The sequence below is a fragment of the Dactylosporangium sp. NBC_01737 genome (assembly GCF_035963215.1).
Lineage (GTDB): Bacteria > Actinomycetota > Actinomycetes > Mycobacteriales > Micromonosporaceae > Dactylosporangium.
Window position 1 is genome coordinate 11933337 of sequence record NZ_CP109153.1, and the last position, 21082, is coordinate 11954418.

Genomic DNA, 21082 nt, shown 5'->3' on the forward strand with positions numbered 1-21082 from the left:
TCCGACGGCGGCGCCCGCCGCGGGCAGCAGGGCGACGGCACCACGAGGCGCGCCGCGGACCAGACCGGCACCGCACGCCGGGCACCGGACCAGGCGGGCACGGCACGCCGGGCCGCCGACGACGGCGAGGCAGGTGGGCGTCCACGCGGCCGCCGCCCGTCCAACCAGCGGGAAGTTCAGCGCCAGGCGTCCACCGCGGCCGGCGCCGGGGCCACCGGCGGGGGCGCGGCGAAGACCGGCGGCGCGGCAGCGACCGGCAGACCGGCGAGCGCCGCGGCGTTCTCGTCGCAGACCAGAGTCGGCCGCCGCAGCGGCCGATAAAGCCCCGGCGGCCGATGAAAGCCGGTGAAAAGGCCGCAGCGGCCGATAAAGCCCCAACGGCCGACAAACGATGAAAGCAGCAGCAACCACGAACGACCCGGCAGATCCGCCGGGTCGTTCCTTCAACAGCGTCAGACGGGCAGGCCCCAGCGGACCAGCACCCGCTCCGCGCGGTAGGGGTCGACCTTCACCGAGACGCGCTGACCGATCCCGGCCTGCGCCGAGGCGTGCAGCGGCAGCATCGTCTCGACGGTGACGGGGTAGGGCGGCCTGCCGCTGTGCTCGACGAGCAGGTTCAGGCGCACCAGCGGCACCATGTTGATCCGCGTGCCGGTGTCCACGAGACCGAGGATCGTCGCCGCGCCGGGGGTACCGGTGTGCTCCAGCTCCAGGTCCGCGGTCTGTGCCTGCATGCTGTGCTGGGCCTGCTGCATCTGCGCCATGCCCGCCCGCATCTGCGCGCCCGGGTCGTAGGTGGCGTCGATCGCCCGCGCCTGCTGGTTCAGCTTGCGGAGGTCACCGAAGAGGCCCATGGCTGTCAGACCTGACCGAACAGGTTGCCGTAGTGCACGGCGAGCTGGGTGTCGCCACGCATGCGGGTCGGCCAGCCGGTGGCGGCCTCGTTCCACGCCTCGGCGGGCACACCGAACGACTGCGCCTTGAGGATCAGGCCGTCGACGTTGAGGCCCTCCTGCGAGGCGGCCTTGGAGATGCGCGCGTACATGGCCAGGTCGACGCCCGCGATCGGGGCCAGGCGCGGGTCGTCGGCGGCGATACCGGTCGCGACCGGGGCACCGTAGGCGTTGGCGGCGCCGTAACCCTGCATGCCGTACGCGGCCTGCTGCTGCGCGGCGTAGGCCTGCGCGGCGGCGCTGGTCTGCTGCGCCTGGGCGACCATGCCGGGGGCGGCGGCCACGACGTTCTTCATGTCCTTGAACTGCTTGAAAAGTCCCATGTCTCCCTCATCTGCTGCGTTGTCCTGCCAGACGGTAGAGATCCGGTTCATCGCGCAGCGTCAGGAAAGCGATCAAGGCACTGTCACCAAACCGCATCGTGCGCTGCGCCACAAAGGCTCAGGAGCGCGGTGGCGGCGCCGAGGTTGGTTGGTATGGCCCGAGCCCGCACCGAGTCCGCTCAGCAGATCGCCGAGCTGCTCAGGACCGCCCGTGAGGCGCTCGGGCTGAGCCTGGCGTTCATGACCAGGATGGACGAGACGACCCAGCACCTGGAGGTGGTGGAGTCGGCGATGCCGCTGCTGTTCCGCGACGGGACCACCCGCCCGCGGGCGAACTCGTTCTGCCAGAGCATCATGGACGGCAAGCTCCCGGCGGTGATCCCGGACGTCGGCGCGGGGTTCTCCTCGCTGCGGCACATCGTGCTCACCCAGCCGGACGTCATCAAGCTCGACCGCAGCATCGTCGCCGGGGTCGACGCCGACCCGGTGCTGCGGGTCCTCGCCAGGTCGCTGGTCGACCTGGCGGCCGCGTGCGGCGCCGCGGTCGTCGCCGAGGGGGTGGAGACCGAGGCCGACTCGCTCGCGCTTGCCGGCCTCGGTGTGCACTATGGTCAGGGCTGGTTCTTCGGGCGCCCCGGTGCCCCGTCGGCGCTGCGGCCCAGTTACGAGCTGAGGCAGCCGATCCTGGACGCGCCGACGGCGACGTCGTCGAACCACAGGGTGTCGTCGCCGACGCCGTAGCTCTCCCAGCCGAGCCGCAGGTCCGACAGCCGCGGCTGCCACACCCTCGACGACCACTGCTGGTCGATGTCGGCGGTCGGCACCCCGTCGACCTGCAGGCCGGGCACGGCGGTGCCGTTGAGCCACGTCGACAGCAGCCCGCGACCGTCCACCATGAACTCCACGCAGTTCCACTGCCCGGTCGGCAGCGGGCGGCTCTGCGCGACCCCGGCCGGGCTCTGCGCCGGCAGCGTCGCGTCGTCGGACTCACGGTTCCACTGCAGGGCGCTGTTCTGCCCGCCGAGGCGCAGGTCCTTGCCGTCCACGGTGTCCTTCAGCGCGGCGAACGCCACGTGCGCCTCGGGCAGCGCCGTCGTATGCCGCACGTACATCCGCCCGTACCACACCGAACCCAGACCGCTGAGGTCCTTCGTCGGCTTCAGGTAGACGTGGTTGCAGTAGCCCGCCTTGCCGTCGACCCGGACCGACTTCGTGCCGCTGTGCGTGACCGCACTGTCCACTGTGGCCGTCCCGGTGCCGGAGCAGTTGGCGTTGCTGACCGTCCACGCGCCGCTGACGGGGCCGCTGGTCTGGCTCTCGAACCCGTCGCAGAACGCCGCGCCGGTGCAGCCGGCGGGCGGCGGGCCCGACGACGACGTCGACGGCGACGGTGACGCCGACGACGGGCCCGGCGAGGTCGGCGTCTGGCCGTTCGCGGCACAGCTGAGCTGCGGCACCGAGCTGGTCCCGTTGGCCAGGAAGCCGAAGGTGGTGCTGCCGCCGGCCGGCACGGTGCCGTTCCAGGTCGCGTTGGCCGCGCTGACGGCGGCGCCCGACTGGGTCACCTGGGCGTTCCAGCCCTGGCTGACCTGTTGCCCGCCGGACCAGTTCCACCCGACGCGCCAGGCGTTGATCGCGGTGGTGCCGGGGTTGGCGACCGTGACCTGCCCCTGGAAACCGCCCTGCCAGCTGCCGGTCACCTGGTACGTGGCGGTGCAACCGGCGTTGCCCGCCGGGGGTGGCGGGCTGGAGGACGATGGCGGCCGCGGTGAGGCGGACGCCGACGCGGACGTCGAGGGGCCCGGGTCGGTGGTGCCGACGCCGGTCACCTCGCCGTGGCCGCCGTCGAACATGACGTCGGAGCAGCCGTAGAACGTCTCGGTGCTGTCCGAGCGCGACCACACGGAGTAGATGATGTGCCGGCCGGACTTCGCCGACGGCAGCCGGCCCGTCCAGTAGTAGTGCCCGTCGGCGGTGCCGGGCGAGCCGACCATCGGCGGGTTGGTCGCCTGCAGGAACGGCGTGGACTCCAGGTCCGACCAGCCGAACGAGCGCGTCGGGTCGAAGCCGTCCTTCGTGACGTACAGCGAGAACGTGCCCGGGTGCGCAGCCCAGTTACTGTAGTCGAACTCCATGGTGGAGCCTGACGTGAGGTGGGTTACCGGCCAGTCGGAGCGGTTCAGGTCGAAGCCGGAGAAGTCGTACACGGTCGCGCCGCCGCTGCACAGCTTCCCGTCGGGGATGAACCCGGCGGTGCGCCCGGCCCCGTCGGAGCGCAGCATCGCGAACCAGTTGTACAACGAGTTCGGCCCGCTCTGCGCGACTGCGGCGGCGCACGCCGGGTTCTTCGGCTCGATCGCCCCGGTGGTGCTCAGGCCGTCCTTCCAGCACAGATAGGTCCGGCTGCCCGGCACCATCATCGCGCCGTGCGCGGCCGCCGGGTCCGCCGCGATGACCACCGTGCCCGCACCGACGGTCGCCGCCGCGAGCCAGAGCGCGAGTCTTCGTCGTCGATTCAATGGAACCCCTCTCACAAGACATGCAACTTCGTGGATTGCACGGTGTGTGACGGGCACATGGCAACGAACCCGCGGGCAAAGGACGCATCGACGCTGGAAGGCCGTGAAACATTCACCGAATGGTCGGATATTTCGATACTTCAGGTGAACCGCTCGCGCGAGGGACGTGCGACCCTCGATGCTTACCGCCATGTCGAGCACTGGACCGGCAGCGGTCCTTGAAGCGGCGGAGCTCTGCTCTGCCGCCGGCGAGCACGCCGATGCCGCCCACCTGCTGGCGCAGGCCCTGATCACGGGCCCATTCGACCCTGCCCTGCTGCGCGCGCTCGCCGAGGCGCAGTTCGCGGTCGGCTGGGACGGCTGCGCGCTCACCCTGCTCGCCGAGGCGCAACGCCTCGCGCCCCAGGACGAGTCGGTGGTGGCCACCCGCAACCACCGCCTGCGGGAGCACGGCCGGTTCGCCGAGGCGCTCGCCGCGCTCGACACCCTGCCCGCGGACAGCGTCTGGGCGGCGGTCCTGCGCGCCGGCACGTACGACGCGATGAGCCTGCCCGTGCTGGCGGTCGAGTCGGACGCGGCCGGGCGGCGCGGGCTGTGGTGGCGCACCGGCGGGCCGCTGCCGTTCCTGCGGGCGAAGCGGCGGCGGCAGGAGCAGCGGTTCCTGGCCCGGCTGCTCGACTCGGCCGGCCCCTTGGCACCCGCACCGGTCGACCTGCCGGCGCTGCTCACCCGGATCGTCAACGGCACCGCGCAGGACCGCGACGCCCTCGCCGCCACCCGCGCCGCGGCACGCCACCTCGACGGCGACCGGCAGGCGGAGGCCGCCGCGGTCCTCGCCGAGGCACTGCGCCGCGACTCCACGCACCCGCTGCTGCTGCGGCACGCCGCCCGGACCGCCGAGGCGCTCGGACGGCCCACGCCGGCGCTCGCCCTGTACCGCAGGATCGCGGTGGACCCGACCCCGATCGAGGTTCTCGTGCGGCAGGGCGAGCTGCTGATCCAGCTGCACCGGCTGCCGGAGGCCGCGCTGTTCGTCGACACGCTGCGGGCCGACACCGCCCGGGCGGTCGACCTGCGCCGCGTCGTCGCGGACGCCTACGCCGACGGCGGGCTGCCCGCCGCCGCGGCCGACATCCGCGACCGGACCGGCGTCGCGGCGGACTGGCACCGGTCGCTGTGGTGGCGCAACGGCGGCCCGCTGACGTCCCGGCAGGTCCGGCTGTACGCCCGGGACAGCGCGCTGCTCGCCGAGTGGACGCCGCTGCCCGTCGAGGAGCTGCTCGGCCCCCTCGTGACGGTCGACGCCGCGGACCTCATGGACGCCGCCGCCCGCGCCGCGGCGGTGCTGGAACGGGCCCGCCAGGCGGAGGAGCGCGACGGCCCAGCGGCCACCGTCGACGTCCTCACCGCGGCCGCCACCGTCGACCCCGACCCGCAGGTCGTCAAGGAACTGGCGCTGCAGCTGTCATTCGCCGACCGCGAGGAGGAGGCGCTCACCTGGCTCGAGCGGGCCGCGACCGCGGACCCGAACGACGTGGACGTGGTCGACGGCCGGTTGATGGCGCTGACCTGGCTGGACCGCACCAGGGACGCCCTGGACACGCTGGAGGCGCTGCCGCCCGCCGTGCGGGCCGCGCCGGCCATCCGCAGCCGCGAGTCCTGGCTGTACGAGCGGCAACGGCTCTGGGCCTCGGCCCTGGACACGCTCGGGCCGGCCGCGACCACGCCGCCCTGGCACCGCCGGACCCGCCGGCAGCTCTGGTGGCGCACCGGCGGTCCACTGTGGACGCTCCGGCGGCGGGTGCGCGACTCCGACGAGCAGGCCCTCGCCGCCTGGCGCTCCGGGACCCTGCCGCTGCTGTCCACACTGGACAGCACGGTCCCCGCCGCCACCCCCGCCATGCGGACCATCGTGGACAGCAACCGGCTCAACCACGAGATGCTCACGATGCTGTGGGAACGCGCCAACGTGGTGGCCCGGCTCACCGCCGGCTACCTGGCGACTGCGGCCGCGTTCCTCGTCCTCAGCCGGATCGCCGCGACCGCGGTCGGGCTGTCACCCGGCTGGGCCACGCTCGCCGGCGCGGCCGCCGCGGGCCTGGACTACGTGGTCCTGTCCCGGTGGCTGTTCCAGTACACCCGCGCCGACGCGGGGCGTCTCGTCGTCACCCGCGCGGCCCCGCTGATCGTCGGCCTGGCCGTCGCCGGCACGGCGCTCTACCGGCTCGACCACTGGCAGGGCCTGGACGGCTGGCCGGCGTTCGCCGGCGGCACCGTCGCCGCGCTCGCCGTGATGGCGACCGCCCGGCTCGCCGCCGCCGCCGTCTGGCGGGTCGTCGCCGCCCGGGTGATGGGCCGGCTCCGGCGTCGCGAACCACGTGCCGCCGCACTCACCGAGACCCTCGCCCTGCTCGCCGAGCTGCGCGAACCGTCCCGGCGCAACGACCTGCGCTGGCGCCGGTTCTGGCTGGAGCGGCTGGAACGCATCGCGCACGCCGTGGAGCACGAACTGCCGGCCACCTTCGGGTTCGTCGACCCCGACACGCACCGGCAGCTCACCGACGGCGGCAGCGGCGCCGCCCGCGCGGTGCGGCAACTGAAGTTCCTCGTCGCCGCGCCGGCCTCCCCCGACACGTGGCGGCGGGTCGAGGACGTGCTGCGCCACAACACCGCCGCCCTCGCCACCGGCGAGCTGGGCCGGCTGCGGCGCGCCGAGCCGGTCACCGTGCCCGCCCCGGCGCCGCGCAGCCGCCGCGCGGTCGCCGTCGAGGTCCTGCGCACCGCCGTGTTCGCCGGGCTCCCCCTCGCCGTGGTGTACCTCGCGCAGCCGTGGCTCGCATTCTCCGACACGGCCCTGGACTGGGCGAAGGTGGTCGGTCTCGGCTGGGCGCTGCTGTACGTCCTGCTGACCCTCGACCCGACGCTGCGGGACAAGCTCAGCACCGGACTCGCCCTGGTCACCCTCGGCCAGGGCGGCGGGATCCCCACCGCCGAGGACCCCGTGGTGGTGGCACGTTCCCGGGATTCGGCGAGGTCGCCGGCTCCGTAATGTTCTGTGCATCGCAAGGAACACACCGCGAACCACAGACATACAAGGGGAAACGACATGAGCGAGTACGGCGAGATCGAGACCGGCGAGCAGCACGAGTCGGTGGACCAGCTGCACCAGGTCGACGCGAGCGAGCAGGACTACCAGTCGCAGTTCGGCGTGTACGAGCAGGACCACGCGGCCGCCGAGTCGACGTCCTTCGACCAGGGTCACCACGTCGAGTACTCCAACCCGAACGGCGAGCACTACGAGGAGTCGGACTACACCTCCTACGACCACTCCGCCGCCGAGACCGACCACGTCTTCGCCGCCGAGGGCTCCGAGTCGGCCAGCTCCAGCGAGTTCCACGAGCTCGACGCCCTGCGCGCCCAGCTCGACTCCGCGTTCGCCCAGGCGACCGTGGTCCAGGACGGCCCGGCCGAGCTGGCCGCCTCCTGAACAACTCCACAGCTGCACCCCTGAAGCGGTGCCGGTCAGCCTGAAACATGGCGGGCCGGCACTGACTCGTCTCCACCTCCTGGCGCCACGGCATTGTCGTGGCGCCATTTTGGTGCCATAGTGGCGCCATGGATTTGACGCCGTACGTGGAGAGCCTCCGGCACGAGCTTGCCGTCGCCGCGCAGGCCGGTGGGGACGAGGCGCGGGCCCTGGCCGAGCGGCTGTCGGCACCCCTGGACTCGGCGGTGCGGCTGACGCTGCTGGGGGCGCTGTCGGCGGCGATGGACGAGGTCACCCGCGAGCTGGCGCCCGGATCGGTCGACGTCAGGCTGCGCGGGGTCGATCCCGAGTTCGTCGTGACGCCTCCGGATCAGAGCCCGGCGCCACGGATGGCACCACCGATGGCACCAGTGGCGCCACCGGCGGGCGACGACGACGGCAACGCGGCGCGGATCAACTTCCGGCTGCCCGCGCACCTCAAGGCCAGGGTCGAGGACGCCGCCGGGCGGGAGGGGCTGTCGGTCAACGCCTGGCTCGTCCGGGCCGTCGCGACCGCCCTCGAACCCGTGCCGCAGGCCGGTCCCCGGCCGCCGGGCAGGAGCCGGGGGCGCGGCGAGCAGGGCTTCACCGGTTGGGTCAGCTGACCACCCCCGAGGCAGAAAGGGACCACCATGCCGAGCTTCGACACTCCCGAACCGATCTCCGTGACCCTCGAGTTCGACATCGGCTTCGCCCGGGTCGTCGGCGGGGCCCGCACCGACACCGTCGTCGAGGTACTGCCGACCAACGGCGCCGAAGACGCCGACGTGCGCGCCGCGCAGGAGACCAGGGTGACCTACAACGGCGGGGCGCTGCTGGTGAAAGGGGCGCGGAAGCGTTCCCTGTTCGGCCGGCCGGGCTCCGTGGACATCGTCGTCGAGGTGCCGGCGGGCTCCGACGTGCGCGGCACGACCGCGCTCGGCGACATCAGCTGTGAAGGGCGGCTCGGCGAGTGCCGCATCCGCACCGCGGCGGGCGCGATCCACGTCGAGGAGGCGGCGGCGGTGCACCTGCGCTCCAGCTACGGCGACATCCGGGTGCGGCGGGTCGGGCACGACGCCGACGTCACCGGCGCCGGGCAGATCGAGGTCGGCACGGTCGGCGGCGCCGCCGCGGTGAAGAACGGCAACGGGGACACGACGATCGGCGAGATCGCCGGCGAGCTGCAGGTCAGCGCGTCCAACGGCGGGATCACCGTCGGGGTCGCGCACGCCGGCGTCGAGGCGAAGTCCGCCTTCGGCAGCATTCGCGTCGGCGACGTCGCCCGCGGGCGGGCGCTGCTGCGCACGGCCGCCGGTGACGTCGAGGTCGGCATCCGCGGCACGACGGCCGCGTGGCTGGACGTGCACACCAGCCTCGGCAGCATCCGCAACTCGCTCACCCCGTCCGACGGGCCGGGCGAGGGCAAGGAGACCGTCGAGGTCCGGGCCCGCACCAGCCTCGGCGACATCATCGTGCGGCGCCCCGACGCCGGCGTCACCGGTACCGCCGCCGCCGCGAAGGGACAACGATGACCATCACCGCCACGGGACTCGTGAAGTCCTACGGCAGGAAGCCCGTCCTGCGCGGGGTCGACCTGGACGTCGCGGAGGGCACCGTCTTCGCGCTGCTCGGGCCGAACGGGGCGGGCAAGACCACCACCGTGCAGATCCTGTCGACGCTCATCGCCGCGGACGCCGGCGAGGCGCGGGTCGCCGGGCACGACGTGCGGCGCGACGGCGACGCGGTGCGCGCCGCGATCGGGGTCACCGGGCAGTTCTCGGCGCTGGACAACCTGCTCACCGCGAACGAGAACCTGATGCTGATGGCGGACCTGCACCACCTGGACCGCCCGGTCGGCAGGCGGCGCACCGCCGGGCTGCTGGAGCGCTTCGAGCTCACCGAGGCCCGCGACCAGCCGGTGGTCACGTTCTCCGGCGGGATGCGGCGCAAGCTGGACCTGGCGATGACGCTGGTCGGCAGCCCGCGGGTCATCTTCCTCGACGAGCCGACGGCCGGGCTGGACCCGCGCAGCCGCCGCACGATGTGGGACATCATCCAGAGCCTCGTCGCCGACGACCGGGTCACCGTCTTCCTGACCACGCAGTACCTGGAGGAGGCGGACCGGCTCGCGAGCCGGGTCGCGGTCCTCGACGGCGGGCGCGTCGTGGCCGAGGGCACCCCGCAGGAGCTCAAGCGGCGCATGCCCGGCGGGCACATCCGGATGCGTTTCGCCGGCGTGCCGGACCTCGACGCCGCCGCGGGACGGTTCGCGGCGGGGACCGCCGACCGGGAGGCGCTGACGCTGCGGATCCCGGGCGACGGGCGGCCCGCGACGCTGCGTTCGGTGCTCGCGGTCCTCGACGGCGTGCCGGTGGAGGAGCTCACGGTGCACACGCCCGACCTCGACGACGTCTTCCTCAGCCTGACCGGGGGCACCCGGTGACCACGATGCCCTACGCGGTCCGCGACTCGATGACCATGCTGCGCCGCAACCTCAAGCACGCGCAGCGGTATCCGTCGATGACCGTGTCGGTGGTGATGGTGCCGGTCTTCATCCTGCTGCTGTTCAACTCCGTGTTCGGCAAGGCGCTGGGCGTGGGGATCGGCGGCGTGCGGTACATCGACTACATCGCGCCGGGCGTGATCCTGATGGCGGCCGCGTCGGGTGCGCTGACCACCGCCGTGGCCGTGTGCGTCGACAAGACCGACGGCATCGTCAACCGGTTCCGCACCATGGCGATCTCGCGGGCGTCGTTCCTGACCGGGCACGTCGTGGCCGGCACGCTGCAGACCCTGCTGAGCATCGCGGTGGTCGTGGGACTGGCGCTGCTGCTGGGTTTCCGGCCGTCGGCGACGCCGGTCGAGTGGCTCGCCGCCGCCGGGCTGCTCGGCCTGCTGGCGTTCGCGCTGACGTGGGTGTCGGCCGGGATCGGCCTGGTGGCGTCCAATGTGGAGAGTGCCAGCAACCTGCCGATTCCGCTGCAGTTCCTGCCGTTCCTGGGCAGCGCGATCGTGCCGGCGGACGCGATGCCGGGCTGGCTGCGGTGGTTCGCGCAGTACCAGCCGTTCACGCCGGTCATCGAGACGCTGCGGGGTCTGCTGACCGGAGCGGGCATCGGCTCCAGCGGGCTCGTCGCGCTCGCCTGGTGCGCCGTGCTCGGCGTGGTCGGCTACGTGTGGGCGAAGCGGGTGTTCGCCCGCGGGGTGGCGGGGTAGGCAGACGGGCGGACCTCCGTGGGAGGCCCGCCCGCCGCGTCGTTGGTCAGACGGTGTAGGGGATCGTCAGGGTCGACTGCCGGCCGTTGGCGGCGGTGGCGTCGATCCGGACCGTGGTGGCGGCGTTGCCGATGGCGTTCCAGACCTCCAGGCGGACGCAGCCGTTGCTCATCGCGGCGAGGCTGCCGGTCGAGGAGGACAGGCCGACCGCCTGGGTGTACTGCTCGGTCCCGACGACCGGGTCGGTGGCGAAGTACCGGTAGGTCTCCGTCCGCCCGTAGCTGCCGCCGCCGGTGAAGTCGTAGGACACCTTGACCTGGATGCCCTGCCCGACGGTGTTCGCGGCGTCGACGTGCAGCGAGAACGCCGTCGCGGCGCCGTTCGCCGAGCCGGTGATGCCGCACTTGAGGTACGTGACGGGGTTGTGCGGCGTGCCGTCGTAGTTGCCGTTGGCGGCGCTGACGGTCTGGGTGCCCGCCGCTCCACCGGCGGTGGTGTTCAGCGCCGGCCCGCTGCGCAGGTAGAACAGGTTCGATCCGACCGGCGGCTGGGACGTCGGCGGCTGCGACGTGGGCGGCTGGGAGGACGGCGGGTTCGACGTGGGCGGCTGCGACGTCGGCGGGTTGCTGGTCCCGCCGCCGCCGACCCAGGTGTACGCGCCGGTGGTGGCGGTCTTGCCGGCGGGCACGGTCAGCGTCCGGCCGTCGGAGAACGTGACGTTCAGCGGCGAGCCGGTCAGGTTCGACGCGACGTAGGTCTTCGCGCCGTTCTTGGTGAACACCGCGTACAGCGGGGTGTTCGCGGTGACCGTGGTGTCGACCTGGCCGAGCGCGGCGAGGTTGCGCAGCCAGTGGAACGTGTGCGCCTTGCTCTCGCCCTCCTCCGGGGTGTAGCCGGAGTTGGCCCGGAAGTTGGCAAGGGCGGTGTCGCCGTTGCCGAGCGCCTGGAACGACCACAGGACGTCCTGCCACACGGTCGGCGGGCCGCCGTTGTTGGTGACGAGCTCGTTCCAGTTGGTGGTGTTGTAGGCCGGCTTGTAGCCCATGTACAGCGAGCCGCCGGTGATCGGCAGCATGTTGATGCCCTGGATCATCTCCGGCTCGGCGGAGAACCAGGTGGCGTACGCGCCGCCGTCGCCCCAGACCATGCCGACCGTGTTGTGCGCGAAGGTGCTCGGGAAGTTCTGGTTGGACGAGTCGAACCAGTACTCCTGGATCGCCTGCGCCTGCGTGGTGTAGATGAACAGGCCGGCGTCGCGCACGGCGGTGTTGCCGGTCGCCTGGCCCCACTGGATGAGGGCGTTGGCGAAGTTCATGCCCTCCGAGGAGGACTCCTGGTTGTTGCCGGCGCCGAACGCACCGTGCCCGGAGGCCCAGTCGTGGCCCGCGTAGATGTCGAAGTCCCGCAGGAACGGGAACATCGTGTCGTTGCGGTCGGGGTTGTTGGCGTCGCGGATGAGCAGGTTCACCATGCTGCCGTAGGCGCCGTTGGCGGCCCAGGCCGGGTCGAACTTCGCCAGGGTCGCGGCCGCGGCGATGTAGTAGCCGTAGTGGAAGTGGTGGTCGTTGAGCTCGCTGTCGGAGCCGTAGGACGCCGGGTAGCCGATCAGGGTGCCCCAGTTGGCGTCGTACACGAACAGCCGGGTGGCCTCGCCGGGGCTGGCGGTGAGCCAGTTGGTGAGCCTGGTGCGGATCGCGGCCAGCAGCGCGTCGCGCTGGGAGGTGCGGCCGAGCTGGTCGGCGATCTCGGCGGCGCGGGCGGCGCGGCCGAGGCCCTTGCCGGTCCAGTACGTGTCGTCGCCGAACCCGGCCAGCGGGTCGCCGGTCGCGACCTGGTCGAGGTAGCCGCCGAGGGTGGTGAGGTCGGCGCCGCTGCTGTCGGCGACCGCGGGAATCTCCGGCAGGACGCCCTGGTACTTGGTGCCGGTGGTGAACGACGAGACGCCGGTGAGGGTCTTCATCGCCCCGCGCGCCGAGACGTAGGTCTGCGCGATCGGCGTGGCGCCGGTGAGGGCCTTCCACTGGTGCGGGTAGAGCGACACGACGGTCCCGGAGCCGCTGCCCTCGCGGGCGGTGGTGGTGAACGTGTAGGTCGCGTTGACCGTGCTCGCACCCTGGTTGTAGGCCCAGCTGACTCTGGTGTTCGTCACGTGGTTGTGCGCGTACGTGCCGTACGTGTTGGCCAGGGCGGTGCGGTCGGCGGCCGACGTGGACGTGGTCGTCGGCAGCAGCGCCACCGAGTAGTAGTCCTTGCCCGCCAGGGTGGAGGTGATGGTGCTGCCGCTGACGGTCCAGGTGGCCCCGGTCGGCGCGTAGGCGACGTAGTCGTGGCCGCGGACGGTGAAGCCGATCCGGGCGCCGCTGTTGCTCCACACGGCGGGCGCGCCGCCGAAGGTGAGCTGGGCGCTGCCGCCGCTGGTGCGGGCGTACACGAACGGCAGGCCGTGGCCGATGGTGGCGCGCAGCGTGCGGGCGCCGTCGGACCAGTACGGGGTCACGGTCCAGTCGGTCCAGCCGTCGACCTTGGTGTCGGGCGAGTTGAGCCCGGCGACGCCGAGGGTGAACTCCGTGGTGTACGGGAAGTGGTACTCCCCCACGCCGGTCGCGGTGCCGGAGATGGCGGCCTCGGTGGTGTAGCTGACGCCGAGACCGTTGTTGGCCGGCTTGAACGCCATCGGGTGCGCCACGAGCGGCTCGGAGTAGGCGCAGTTGAACTTCTTGAACAGCAGCGATGACCACCAGTCGTTGGTGGGCACCGCTCCGGCGGGGGCGTTGGCGGTGACCCACTGGCGGGGGTTCGTGCCGATCGATCCGCAGCCGGCCGGTGGGGCCTGGCCGGCGGGACGGGTGGTGGCGTAGCTGCCGGAGCCGAGGGTGTCGGCCGCGGCGCTCTGCAACGCCAGGAACGTGACAGCGGTGGCGACCATCGCCAGCGCGGCGGCGCCGGCGAACAGCGGTCGGCCTCTGGAAAGACGCATCGGGTGGGACTCCGATCAGAAGTGGGCGGCTTCTTGGGGTCCCTGGTGATTTTGGGCAACCAGCGTGACTATTGTCAATGGTCAACTTGAGAGAGCGCTCTCAAACACCGCTCTGAGCTGCGGTTTTATGGTGAGAGCGCTTCCCGCCAGCGGGTCAGCAGGACGTGCAGGGCGTCCACCGTGCGCCGCCAGGACACCTCGACGTCGCGCGGGTCGTTGAAGCCGCCGCGGCACTCCAGGTCCACGAAGCCGTGGAAGGTGCTGCGCAGCAGCCGCACCGCGTCGGTGACGTCGGGCTCGTCGAGGCCGTAGCCGCGCAGCACCCCGTAGGTCAGCTCGACCCCGCGCCGGAACCCGGCCGTGTCGGGCAGCGCGGCGGGGTCGACCGGCTGCTGCATGGCCGCATACCGCCCCGGGTGCGCGCGGGCGTAGCCGCGGTACGCATCGGCGAACGCCACGAGGGCGTCGCGGCCCGACCTGCCGGCGACCGCGGGGCCGAGCAGGTCGGCGAACTCCCCGGCGGCGAGCAGCGCCACCCGTGAGCGCAGGTCGCCCAGGCCGCGCACGTGCGAGTAGAGGCTGGCGTCCTTGACCCCGAAGTGCCGGGCGACCGCCGACACGGTCACCCCGGCCAGGCCGACCTCGTCGGCGAGGTCCGCGGCGGCACGCGTCACCAGGTCGGCCGTCAGTCCCGCACGTCTCATGCTAGCCACAATAGTCAGTTGCCTAGGGTCATTAGGCATGGGTACGGTCGGCGACGTGAGACCACTGACCGAGCCCGACATCCGCGCGTCCTTCGTCAACTGCTCCAAGGGGGAGGCGAAGCGGCTCGCGCTCCCCCGCGACCTCGCCGAACGTCCCTGGGACGACCTCGACTTCCTCGGCTGGCGCGACCAGGGCGCCCCGGACCGCGCCTACCTGATCGCGCCGTGGCAGGACGGTGTCGTAGGGGTCACGCTGCGGCTGGCGTCGCAGCAGCGGGGATTCCTGCACCGCAACATGTGCTCGCTGTGCCTGACCACCCACGGCGGCAACGGGGTGTCGCTGATGACGGGCCGGCGTGCGGGCGAGGCGGGCCGGCGGGGCGACTCGGTCGGCGCGTACATCTGCACCGACCTCGCCTGCTCGCTCTACGTCCGCGGCCGCAGGACCCCGGACACGGGCACCCGCCTCAAGGAGACCCTGACCGTGCAGGAGCAGGTGGAGCGGACCCAGGGCAAGCTCGCGGCGTTCCTGCAGCGGCTGCTCTGACTCACCACCAGCCCTGACGCCGGGCCCAGGTGAGCAGGGTGCCGGACATGATGGCCATGACGACCAGGACGGCGACGAGGTGCAGCCCCTGGGTGTGGTCGTTGACGATGAGGTTCATGCCGAGCACCGAGGACAGCGCCGTGATCGGCAGGGTGACCGCGGCGATCACGGCCAGGCGCTCCGCGGCGATGGTCATCTTCGTCTCGGTCCGCGCCTGGTAGAACTCGATGACGCCCTGCAGGTACTCCCGCTCCCCGTCGGCGACCGACCGGACCCGGCTGAACTGGTCGACGACGTCGGCGATGTAGTGCTCGTCCTGCGGGTGGCGGGACAGGGCCGCCATCCGTCCGTAGATCTCGCCGCCCAGGGCCGCCATCGTCCGCACCGCGAGCAGGCCGTGGCGGGCCTGGAACAGCTCTTCCAGGAACTGCTCCGGGTTACCGAGGTGCCCGGCGGTGACCCGCTGCTCCAGCCGCCACACGTCGGCGGTCATGTCCTCGACGAGGGTTTCCTGCAGCCGGGTGATGCCGGACACGATCGCGTAGGACAGCTCGAACGGGGTGGCCGGCGCGAGCTTCCCGGCCTCGATGCGGCGCAGCACGTCGCGGGTCTGCCGCAGCGGGATGTCCGGCGGGACCGCCGGATTCGTCGGCCCGTGCACCGTCACCAGGAACCGCTTGCCGATGAACTGGTCCAGCTCGACGTAGTGGACGTGGCCGCGGGCGCCGAGGTGCGGCGCGTGCAGCACCACGAAGACATGGTCCTGATACGGGTGGATCTTCGGTACCCGGTTGCGCTGCGCGGCGTCGCGCAACGCGAGCGGGTGGAAGCCGAACACCTCGCCCAGCACCCGGGTCGCCGCCTCGTCGCACACCGGCACGTCGACCCAGAGCAGGCCGTCGCCGTCGAGGAGGCCCGGCAGCTCCTCGACGGCGTGCGTGCTCACCGCACCTGACCGGATGACCCGGACGTCCATGCGGCCACGATCGCACACCCCGGCCCGGTCACCGGCCCTGGGTGACGGCCACGGGGTTGCCATTGGCGTCGGTGGCGATGCCGGTGACCTTCCAGCCGTCCTGCGCGGGTACCCCGCTGATCCAGGCGATCCGCAACCGCGGATGGGCGCTCCAGCGGACCGAGCCGCGGCCGGTCGACACCGGGGCCGCCGCGGTCACAGTGGCCGCCGGCCCGACGTAGACGAGCAGCACGACCTTGGTGCCGCCGGGCTCGTCGAGCTCGGTGCGGCCGCCGTAGAAGCCGATGTCGAACGGCGGGCGGGCGAAGCGGCCGAGGCCCCGCAGCTCGGTGGGCTCGCCGCCGCCGGTGTCGCTGCCGGCGAACAGCCCCGTGGAGCGGTCGTCCCCGGCGAACCACAGGACGAGCTCCCCGCGGTCGGCAAGGGTCACGCCGGTGGGCATCAGGTCGCCGATCCGCACGGCGGTGTCCTTGATGACGACCTGGCCGTCGCTGCGCTGGACGTAGCCGCCGGTGGCGACCGTCGCGCCGGTGACGTCGCGGGCGGTGAACGCGAGGTTCGGGGTGGGGCCGCCGACCTGGCTGGTCGGTCCGACCGCGATCCCGGTGCGCCGGACCCAGAACAGGGTCGTCCCCGGCAGGACGGGGATCGCGGCGGAGGTCGCCGTGGCGTGCTGCCCGTCGAAGGTGACCTCGACGGTCACCCCTGGGGCGCCGACCACGCCGTAGTCCACGATGCCGCCGCGCCGGTCCTCGATCTCCATGATCGTGGAGAACTGCCCGGCGGCGGGCACCATGAGGCCGCCCTCGAACCTGCGGTACTGCGACGTCTTCGGGTTGTACAGCCCCGAGAACACGCCGTTCATGTCCTCGCCGCTGTAGCGCAGGACGAGCTCCTCGTCGGCGCCGTAGGCGACGCCGGTGCGCACGATCGGTCCGCTGCCCTGGAACTCGGCGCCGCCGGCGAGGTCGGTGACCACCGGCGTCGCCCCGGACGGCGGGTCGACGGGCGACGGTGACGGCCCGGCCGGCCCGCCCGCCAGGGCCGTCATGGTGACGCCGACGGGCACCAGTACCGCTGCGGCAAACGCGACCAGGCCGGTGAACCGGCGGCGCCGGGCCCGCTGCCGGATCTGCCCGAGCGTCACCCGGGGTGCGAGGTCGCGGGTCTCGTCGCGCATCGCCCGGCGGAGCTCCTCGATGCTGTGCATCACCATGCCCCCTTGGTCTGGCTGTCTGCGGCGGTCACGGTGTCCAGCGCCGGGTCGATGCGCAGCTTGCGCAGGGCCCGGGCGGTGGTGCTCTTGACGGTGCCGACGGCCACGCCGAGCTCGTCGGCGGTCTGCTGCTCGGTGAGGTCCAGGTAGTACCGGCAGACGACGACGGCCCGTTCGCGCCGGGAAAGCCCTTGCAGTGCCCGCGCCACGCTCTGCCGGGCGACGACGGCGTCGGCAGGGTCCCGCTCCGCGCGGCGGGGCTCCGGCACCTCCCCCACCGGGCGTTCCCGCAGGAACCGCCGCCGCCACCAGTCGTTGTGCAGGTTCACCAGGATCCGCCGGGCGTAGCCATAGGCCGCACCGGCGTCGATGCGGGCCCAGGCCGTGTAGGTGCGCACCAGGGTCTGCTGGGTCAGCTCCTCGGCCTGCGCCGCGTCCCCGGCGAGCAGGTACGCCACCCGGTACAGCCGGGGCGCGGCGGCACCCATGAAGCTCGCGAACTCATCGTCGTCGTCCCTCGGACGCTGCATGCACTCCATACTCCGCAGCGCCCCGAAAGGTTCTGCGGTGCGGTCAGAAGTCGGGGAGGGTGAACGAGAACGTGGCGCCGTTCCCCGGTTCGCTCTGCGCCCAGACGCGGCCGCCGTGGCGGTCCACGATGCGCTGCACGGTGGTCAGCCCGATGCCGGTGCCCGGGAAGTCGCTGCTGTCGTGCAGCCGGCCGAACGGGCGGAACAGCTGGTCGGCGCGCTCGGCGGGGAATCCGGCGCCGTTGTCGCGGATGTAGAACGCCGAGGGCGTGCACCCGATCTCGATGCGCGGCGACGGGGTCCGGCCCGTGAACTTCCACGCGTTGCCGACGAGGTTGATCAGGACCGCGCGGACCAGCTCGCCGTCGCAGGAGGCGCGCATCCCGGCCTCGACGGTGACCTGCACGTCGCGGGACGGGTCGCGCTGGCGCAGTTCCTCGACGACGTCAGCGGCCAGCGCCGACAGGTCGACCTCGGCGCGCTGGATCTGGCCGCGGTTGGCGCCGGCGAGCTGCAGCAGCGCGTCGATGAGCGCGTTCATCCGCTTCGCCGCCTTGTGGATACGCATGACCAGGTCCGTGGGTTCCTTCCCGCTCTGCTCCTCCAGCAGCAGCTCGCTGAAGCTGAGGATCGTCTGCAGCGGCGAGCGCAGGTCGTGCGAGACGGAGCCGCTGAACGCCTCCAGTTCCCGGTTGCGCCACTCCAGCTCCTCGACGAGCTCGGCGCGGGTCTCGGCGACCTGCCGGGCGGCGCGCTCCTCGGCCGCCTCCAGCTCCCGGCGCACCAGCTCGTCGCGGATGCGCCGGTTCTGCTCGTGCAGCTGCTGCCGGCGGATGTGGGCGCGGATGTGGGCACGCAGCGTGCTCGCGCCGTCGGTGCGGCGCACGTAGTCGTCGGCGCCGGCGCCGAGGCAGTCGAGCAGGGCGTCACCGGCGCCGAGGCCGATGACCGGCATGTCGCGCAGGCCCGGCACCGACCGGATCCGCGAGCACAGCGCGAAGCCGTCCACGCCGGGCACGTCCACGGCGAGCACCACACAGCCGGCGGGCTGCACGGCGAGCATGGCGAGGGCGTCGTCGGCGTCAGGCGCCGCGACCGGCTCGTAGCCCTCCTCCCTCAGCAGCTCCGCCGCCTGATCCAGGAACACCCGGTCGGGCTCGACGATGAGCACCTTCACCTGGCCGTGGAACGGGCCGGCCGCCGGCAGCGGCGTGTCGGTGCTCTTGCGCAGCACGGCGGCGAGCTTCGCCAGCACCACGGTCAGGCTCTCCTGCTTGCGCACGAACGCATCCGCGCCGGCGTCGAGGATCTGCAGCTCGGTCGCGTAGTCGTCGGCGGCGGTCAGCAGCAGGCACGGCACGTTGCGCAGCGTCGCGTCGAGCCTGACCCGGCGGATCACGGTGGCGCCGTCGATGCCGGGCAGCACGCCGTCGACCATGATCGCGCTCGGCGGCCGGGCGGCGGCGGCCCGCAGCCCCTCCTCGCCGCTTTCGGCGGTCTGGACGTCGTAGCCGGCGGTGGTGAGCAGCTGCCGCAGCTCCTCGCGGAAGGTGAGGCTGTCGTCGATGACCAGCACGGAGCGCTGGGCGGGCGCGTCGCCGCCGCGCTGGAGCAGCTCCCGGCTGCGGGCCACGACCGCGTGCGCGTCGTAGGGCTTGCCGACGTAGTCGTCGGCACCGTGCCGCAGCCCGCGCAGGCGGTCGCTGACCTCGGCCTCGCTGGACAGCAGCAGCGCCACCACCCCGGCGTGGCGCGGGTGGGCGCGCAGCTCGCCCAGCAGCTCGACCCCGTCGGCGTCGGGCAGCAGCACGTCGAGGAGCGCCACGTCGAACCGTTCGGCCTCGAACGCCTTGCGCGCGTCGGCGCCGGAGCCGCACAGCACGGTGCGGAACCCGCCGTCCTCGAACGCCTCGTGGAGGTCCATCCGGACGGTCAGGCTGTCGTCGACGATCAGGACAGTGCTCGCCATCCGACCTTCTCCGTCAGGCTCGCCGCGATCTGGTCCGGTGGCAGGATCTCCGCGGCCGCGTTGAGCGCCACGGCCTCCTTCGGCATGCCGTACACCACGCAGCTGGCCTGGTCCTGCGCGTAGGTGTGCGCGCCGGCGCGGCGCATCGCGAGCAGGCCCTCGGCGCCGTCGCGGCCCATGCCGGTGAGCAGGACGCCGGTCGCGCCCGCCCCGAGCTCCGCGGCGACCGACTCGAACAGCACGTCGACCGACGGGCGGCACGAGTGCCGCGGCGGGCCCGAGGTCAGGTGCAGGTGGCCGCCGCGGACCGTCAGGTGGCGGTCGGGCGGCGCCATCACGACCTTCCCGGCGATCGACTGCAGGCTCTCCCCGCCGCGGGCGTACCGCACGTCGTGCCCGGTCTGCTCGGCGAGCCACCCGGTGAACGCCTGCGCGAAGGACTCGTTGGCGGCGAGGTGCTGCACGTACAGCAGCGGGACCGTGAAGCCCGGCGGCACGCCCCGCAGCAGCGTGACGATGGCACCCGGGCCGCCCGTGGAGGCGCCGACCGCGACGAGCCGTCTCGGGATCTGGTGGGTACGGGCAGCGGGCGCGGACGGCGCGGCACCGCTCGCGGCGGGACGGTGCCGGGTCACCACCCTGATGCGGGACACGACCTTCACCGCGGTGCGCAGCCGCGCGCCCCACGTGTCGTCGGAGGCGTCGCCGCGCGGCTTCTCCAGCACGTCGACCGCGCCGGCAGCGAGCGCGTCGTAGGTGGTGAACAGCTCCTGCCGGGACGCGGAGCACACCACCAGGATCGGCGTCGGCTGGCTCGCCATGATCCGCTCGGTGGCGACGAGGCCGCTCATCACCGGCAGCACCACGTCCATGGTGATGACGTCGGGCCGCAGCCGCCGGCACAGGTCCACTGCCTGCGCCCCGTCGACGGCCTCGCCGACGATCTCGAAGCCGTGCCGCCCGGTGAGCGCCTCGCGCAGGCATTGCCGCACCGTCGAGGAGTCCTCGACCACCAGGACCTTGATCACGGCTCCCCCACGAGGTCGCGGATGTGACCGAGAAGCTCCTCCTGGTTGAACTCCGACTTCACCATGTACGCGCTGGCGCCGGCCTCCGCGCCCCGCCGGCGGTCCTCGGCGGACGCCCGGGAGCTGACCAGGATCGCCGGGGTCTCGCGCAGCACCGGGTCCTCGCGGGTCAGGGCGACGAACGTGAACCCGTCGATGCCGGGCATGTCGATGTCGACGAGGAACAGTGCGTACCGCCGCAGCTTGACGCGCTCCAGGGCCTCCTCCGCGGAGGCGGCCAGCTCGACGTGGTAGCCCGCCGACTCCAGGATGCTGCGCTCCAGCATCCTGGTGGTGAGCGAGTCGTCGATGACGAGGACCGGGTCCCGCGCGGGGGTGTTGCTCGCCTCGCCGGTGACCGGATCGACGACGGCGGCCTTTCCGGTGGCCGCGGCGGCCAGGCCGTGCGGGTCGAGCACGATGCGCGGGTTGCCCTCCGCGTCGATGGACAGGCCGTTGACGACCGCGCTGGCCGGGGCGAGCTCCGGCAGCGGCCGCACGACCAGCGCCGACGTGCCCAGCAGCCGGTCGACGCCGACGGCGACGGTGCGCTCGCCGGCGGCGAGGATGACGGCGA

The 21082-nt window shown here is 72.8% G+C and carries 20 protein-coding genes and 1 pseudogene; 9 read left to right on the top strand and 12 right to left on the bottom strand.

The features are described 5' to 3' along the window. Positions 1 to 452 precede the first annotated feature (452 nt). Positions 453 to 854: a hypothetical protein gene (locus OHA72_RS55005; protein WP_327004082.1), complete on the bottom strand. Its 402-nt coding sequence runs from the start codon at positions 852 to 854 to the stop codon at positions 453 to 455. Between the two features lie 5 nt (positions 855 to 859). Further along, positions 860 to 1276 carry a hypothetical protein gene (locus tag OHA72_RS55010; protein WP_327004083.1) on the bottom strand — a complete coding sequence of 139 codons (417 nt, stop codon included), beginning with the start codon at positions 1274 to 1276 and terminating at the stop codon, positions 860 to 862. Between the two features lie 153 nt (positions 1277 to 1429). On the opposite strand from OHA72_RS55010, the gene OHA72_RS55015 reads away from it, so the two are divergent. Continuing rightward, positions 1430 to 2017, top strand: coding sequence for an EAL domain-containing protein (locus OHA72_RS55015; RefSeq protein WP_327004084.1), 588 nt, complete (start codon positions 1430 to 1432; stop codon positions 2015 to 2017). On the opposite strand, the gene OHA72_RS55020 is transcribed toward OHA72_RS55015, so the two are convergent. Then, complete coding sequence (locus OHA72_RS55020; protein WP_327011849.1) at positions 1939 to 2733, bottom strand: hypothetical protein; 795 nt, start codon at positions 2731 to 2733, stop codon at positions 1939 to 1941. The two genes, OHA72_RS55015 and OHA72_RS55020, sit on opposite strands and share 79 nt — an antisense overlap. Beyond that, positions 2707 to 3795 (bottom strand): annotated as a pseudogene (locus OHA72_RS55025) (lytic polysaccharide monooxygenase auxiliary activity family 9 protein); the annotation flags it as partial. The pseudogene OHA72_RS55025 and the gene OHA72_RS55020, both read right to left, overlap by 27 nt. Positions 3796 to 3852: 57 nt before the next feature. Between OHA72_RS55025 and OHA72_RS55030 the strand changes: the two are divergent. The 7 genes from OHA72_RS55030 (at position 3853) to OHA72_RS55060 (ending at position 10519) form a co-directional block, all read left to right on the top strand. Then, complete coding sequence (locus OHA72_RS55030) at positions 3853 to 4017, top strand: hypothetical protein (protein WP_327004085.1); 165 nt, start codon at positions 3853 to 3855, stop codon at positions 4015 to 4017. Next, positions 3986 to 6844 (top strand): hypothetical protein, encoded by a 2859-nt coding sequence (locus OHA72_RS55035; protein WP_327004086.1) that lies wholly within the window; start codon positions 3986 to 3988, stop codon positions 6842 to 6844. Before OHA72_RS55030 ends, OHA72_RS55035 begins: the two co-directional genes overlap by 32 nt. 57 nt (positions 6845 to 6901) lie before the next feature. Then, a complete protein-coding gene (locus OHA72_RS55040) occupies positions 6902 to 7282 on the top strand; it encodes a hypothetical protein (protein ID WP_327004087.1) in 381 nt (126 codons plus the stop codon). Positions 7283 to 7410: 128 nt separating this feature from the next. Next, positions 7411 to 7926 carry a hypothetical protein gene (locus OHA72_RS55045; protein ID WP_327004088.1) on the top strand — a complete coding sequence of 172 codons (516 nt, stop codon included), beginning with the start codon at positions 7411 to 7413 and terminating at the stop codon, positions 7924 to 7926. A gap of 27 nt (positions 7927 to 7953) precedes the next feature. Further along, positions 7954 to 8835 (top strand): DUF4097 family beta strand repeat-containing protein, encoded by an 882-nt coding sequence (locus OHA72_RS55050; RefSeq protein WP_327004089.1) that lies wholly within the window; start codon positions 7954 to 7956, stop codon positions 8833 to 8835. After that, a complete protein-coding gene (locus OHA72_RS55055) occupies positions 8832 to 9746 on the top strand; it encodes an ATP-binding cassette domain-containing protein (RefSeq protein WP_327004090.1) in 915 nt (304 codons plus the stop codon). The genes OHA72_RS55050 and OHA72_RS55055 overlap by 4 nt, the downstream gene beginning before the upstream one ends. 5 nt (positions 9747 to 9751) lie before the next feature. Beyond that, positions 9752 to 10519, top strand: coding sequence for an ABC transporter permease (locus OHA72_RS55060; RefSeq protein ID WP_327011850.1), 768 nt, complete (start codon positions 9752 to 9754; stop codon positions 10517 to 10519). Positions 10520 to 10565: 46 nt separating this feature from the next. Here OHA72_RS55060 and OHA72_RS55065 read toward each other — a convergent pair whose 3' ends face one another. Together OHA72_RS55065 and OHA72_RS55070 are read right to left on the bottom strand one after the other, a co-directional pair. Beyond that, on the bottom strand, positions 10566 to 13496 hold the full coding sequence (locus OHA72_RS55065; protein WP_327004091.1) for a glycosyl hydrolase: 2931 nt from the start codon (positions 13494 to 13496) through the stop codon (positions 10566 to 10568). Between the two features lie 125 nt (positions 13497 to 13621). Beyond that, entirely contained in the window at positions 13622 to 14200 is a 579-nt protein-coding gene (locus tag OHA72_RS55070) for a TetR/AcrR family transcriptional regulator (protein ID WP_327004092.1), read from the bottom strand. Positions 14201 to 14255: 55 nt separating this feature from the next. Between OHA72_RS55070 and OHA72_RS55075 the strand changes: the two genes are divergently transcribed. Further along, positions 14256 to 14747 (top strand): FBP domain-containing protein, encoded by a 492-nt coding sequence (locus OHA72_RS55075; protein WP_327004093.1) that lies wholly within the window; start codon positions 14256 to 14258, stop codon positions 14745 to 14747. A gap of 1 nt (position 14748) precedes the next feature. Here OHA72_RS55075 and OHA72_RS55080 read toward each other — a convergent pair whose 3' ends face one another. The 6 genes from OHA72_RS55080 to OHA72_RS55105 are packed head-to-tail and all read right to left on the bottom strand — an operon-like array spanning position 14749 to position 21005. Then, on the bottom strand, positions 14749 to 15723 hold the full coding sequence (locus tag OHA72_RS55080; protein ID WP_327004094.1) for a magnesium transporter CorA family protein: 975 nt from the start codon (positions 15721 to 15723) through the stop codon (positions 14749 to 14751). Positions 15724 to 15751: 28 nt separating this feature from the next. Then, positions 15752 to 16939, bottom strand: coding sequence for a hypothetical protein (locus OHA72_RS55085; RefSeq protein WP_327004095.1), 1188 nt, complete (start codon positions 16937 to 16939; stop codon positions 15752 to 15754). After that, entirely contained in the window at positions 16933 to 17469 is a 537-nt protein-coding gene (locus OHA72_RS55090; RefSeq protein ID WP_327004096.1) for a SigE family RNA polymerase sigma factor, read from the bottom strand. The genes OHA72_RS55085 and OHA72_RS55090 overlap by 7 nt, the downstream gene beginning before the upstream one ends. A 43-nt stretch (positions 17470 to 17512) precedes the next feature. Continuing rightward, complete coding sequence (locus tag OHA72_RS55095) at positions 17513 to 19438, bottom strand: response regulator (protein WP_327004097.1); 1926 nt, start codon at positions 19436 to 19438, stop codon at positions 17513 to 17515. After that, complete coding sequence (gene cheB, locus OHA72_RS55100; RefSeq protein ID WP_327004098.1) at positions 19420 to 20466, bottom strand: chemotaxis-specific protein-glutamate methyltransferase CheB; 1047 nt, start codon at positions 20464 to 20466, stop codon at positions 19420 to 19422. The genes OHA72_RS55095 and cheB overlap by 19 nt, the downstream gene beginning before the upstream one ends. Further along, positions 20463 to 21005 (bottom strand): response regulator, encoded by a 543-nt coding sequence (locus tag OHA72_RS55105; RefSeq protein WP_327004099.1) that lies wholly within the window; start codon positions 21003 to 21005, stop codon positions 20463 to 20465. Before OHA72_RS55105 ends, cheB begins: the two co-directional genes overlap by 4 nt. Between the last annotated feature and the right edge of the window lie 77 nt (positions 21006 to 21082).